This window comes from Micromonospora sicca, from assembly GCF_003172935.1.
Classification (GTDB): domain Bacteria; phylum Actinomycetota; class Actinomycetes; order Mycobacteriales; family Micromonosporaceae; genus Micromonospora; species Micromonospora sicca.
Map to the genome: position 1 here is coordinate 1 of NZ_QGKS01000185.1, position 2,120 is coordinate 2,120.

Genomic DNA, 2,120 nt, shown 5'->3' on the forward strand with positions numbered 1-2,120 from the left:
ATCGGAGTCGTCGAAGTAACGCTGACCCGACGGCAGCCGGCGCACGCTGATCCGCCCCTCCGCCTCCCAGCGACGCACCGTGCCCACCGAGCGGCCCACCCGCTTGGCGAACTCCCCGATCCGATAAACGCTACCCATAGCAGGTAAGCCTGAACAGACTTGACCAGAGAGTCAACTACTAGTCGGCACCTCCTCAGAGCCCCATCTCGGCCTCGTACGCCCGCCGCAGCCGGAGGCGGGCGGTGGGCGCGAGGCAGAGATGCCAGGCCTGACCCTCGTCGACCACGTTGATCTCACCGGCGTCCTGGCGGGCCAGCAGCAGCCCGGCCAGGGTGTCCCGGACCCCGAAGCGGCCGTACCAGGCCAGTTCCACGTCGGCGGCGTAGCCGAGGCAGTGGCCGCTGGGCACCATGGCGGCGTACCCGAGGCGGCGCAGCCGATGCTGGTGCTCGGCGCTGCGGGCCAGGCTGGTCACCCAGAGCGGCGGGGTGGCGGGCGGGGTGGCCGCGGCGAACTCCCGGGCGATGTCGTTGAGCAGGGCCACGACCTCGCGGCGGGCCCGGCGGAACATCAGGCCCGCGGTGCGCGGGGTGGCGTCCGGCAGGAGTCGGCGGCGTACCACGCGCAGGCTCCGGCGGAGGACGCTCGCCGGTTGCTCCTGGTACCGGAAGCTGAGCAGGCCACGGCGGCGCAGCCACTCCAGGTCGACCAGGTCGACGCTGCCGTTGACCTGCGCGTCGGTGGCGAAGGTGGGCGCGTCCCGCCACCACATCACGTCGATCCGGGAGAGCAGGTAGATCCGGACCAGCGCGGTCAGGTCAGCGGCGGAGCTGCGGGCGTTCGGCTGGTAGCGGGCCATCTCCAGCAGCAGCGTCTCCCGGGCGCCGACGAACCCCTGCGGGGTGGCGTCGAGCACCGCGGCGATCGCCGGCTCGCGCAGCCGCTGGTCCAGCAGCACCTGCCGGGCGGCGGTCGACGGGGCGTCCGCCAGGGCGCCCACCTCGACGAGCAGCTCCGCCACCGCGGCCCGGTACGCGGCCAGGTCCGGCTCGCCGGGTGCGGACCGGCGGGTCGGGGACGACGGGTGGCGGCGGACGGGGGCGGTGGACGCGACAGCGGGCCCGGGCTGCTGGCCGGGGCTTCGGCTGGGCACTCGCATGGTCGGGTCCCCTTCTCCGGGCAGGACACGGTGTGGATGAACCTGAAACACACCGTAATCACCAGAACCCGCGGATCCCCGAACAATCCTCCTATCTCCCCCGAACGACGCCCTATCCGGTGTGGTCCGCCCCGAACCGCCCGGACAGCTCCTGCACCCACCCGTACGACGGGACGGCGCGCCGGTCACCGTCCCGCCCGGCACCGACGGCGTCGGCCAGGTCGAGCGCCGCGCCGAGGGCCGCGCGGAACAGCAGCGACCCGGTGCTCACCCGGGCCACCCCGAGCCGACCCAGCTCGGCCAGGCTCGGGCCGCCGGGCCGGTGCAGCACGTTCAGCGGCACGCCGACCTCGGCGGCTAGCAGCCCGACGGTGTCGTCCGGTGCCCCGGGGACGAAGAACCCGTGGGCGCCCGCCGCCCGGTACGCCCGGGCCCGGTGCAGGGCCTGCTCCAGCGGCTCGGGCACCCCCAGCCACCAGGCGTCGGTGCGGGCGTTGAGGAAGAGCCCGGGCGCCGCCGCCCGCGCCGCCGCGAGCTTGGCCGCCACCAGCTCGGTCGGGGCCAGGGTGCCGTCGGGGCGGCCGTCCTCGAGGTTGACCCCGACCACGCCGAGCGTGGCCAGTTCGGCGACGTACCCGCCCACCTCCGCCGGGTCGTCGCTGAAGCCGCCCTCGACGTCGACGGTGAGGAGCACCGGCAGCCCGCGCAGCCGGCGGGCGAGGTCGAGATTCTCGCCCCGGGTGGCCGCCGCCGCGTCGGGTTTCCCGCCGGCCGCGGCGACCCCGAGGCTGGTGGTGCCGATCGCGGGATGGCCCTGGGCGGCGAGCGCGGCGGCGGAGGCCGCGTCCCAGGCGTTGGGGAGCAGCAGCGGACGGCCCGGCCGGTGCAGGGCGTGGAAGGCGGCGTACCGGTCGTTCATCGGGGGATCACCTCGAGTGTGGTGGGGACGCGCAGCGTCGGG

General features: G+C 75.2%; 3 protein-coding genes. All 3 read right to left on the reverse strand.

The annotated features are described in order from the left end of the window. The coding region (locus DKT69_RS11105; protein WP_146231039.1) for a MerR family DNA-binding transcriptional regulator at nt 1–138 on the reverse strand (138 nt) is incomplete at its 3' end. Nucleotides 139–193: 55 nt separating this feature from the next. After that, nucleotides 194–1,159, reverse strand: a complete 966-nt coding sequence (locus DKT69_RS11110; protein WP_109801484.1) for a hypothetical protein — start codon at nt 1,157–1,159, stop codon at nt 194–196. A gap of 112 nt (nt 1,160–1,271) precedes the next feature. Beyond that, entirely contained in the window at nt 1,272–2,078 is an 807-nt protein-coding gene (locus tag DKT69_RS11115; RefSeq protein WP_109801485.1) for an isocitrate lyase/PEP mutase family protein, read from the reverse strand. Nucleotides 2,079–2,120: the final 42 nt, after the last annotated feature.

Excerpts from the sequence above, each read along its gene's own strand:
- DKT69_RS11115 (WP_109801485.1), bottom strand. The coding sequence starts at position 2,078 with ATGAACGACCGGTACGCCGCCTTCCACGCCCTGCACCGGCCGGGCCGT.
- DKT69_RS11110 (WP_109801484.1), bottom strand. The coding sequence starts at position 1,159 with ATGCGAGTGCCCAGCCGAAGCCCCGGCCAGCAGCCCGGGCCCGCTGTC.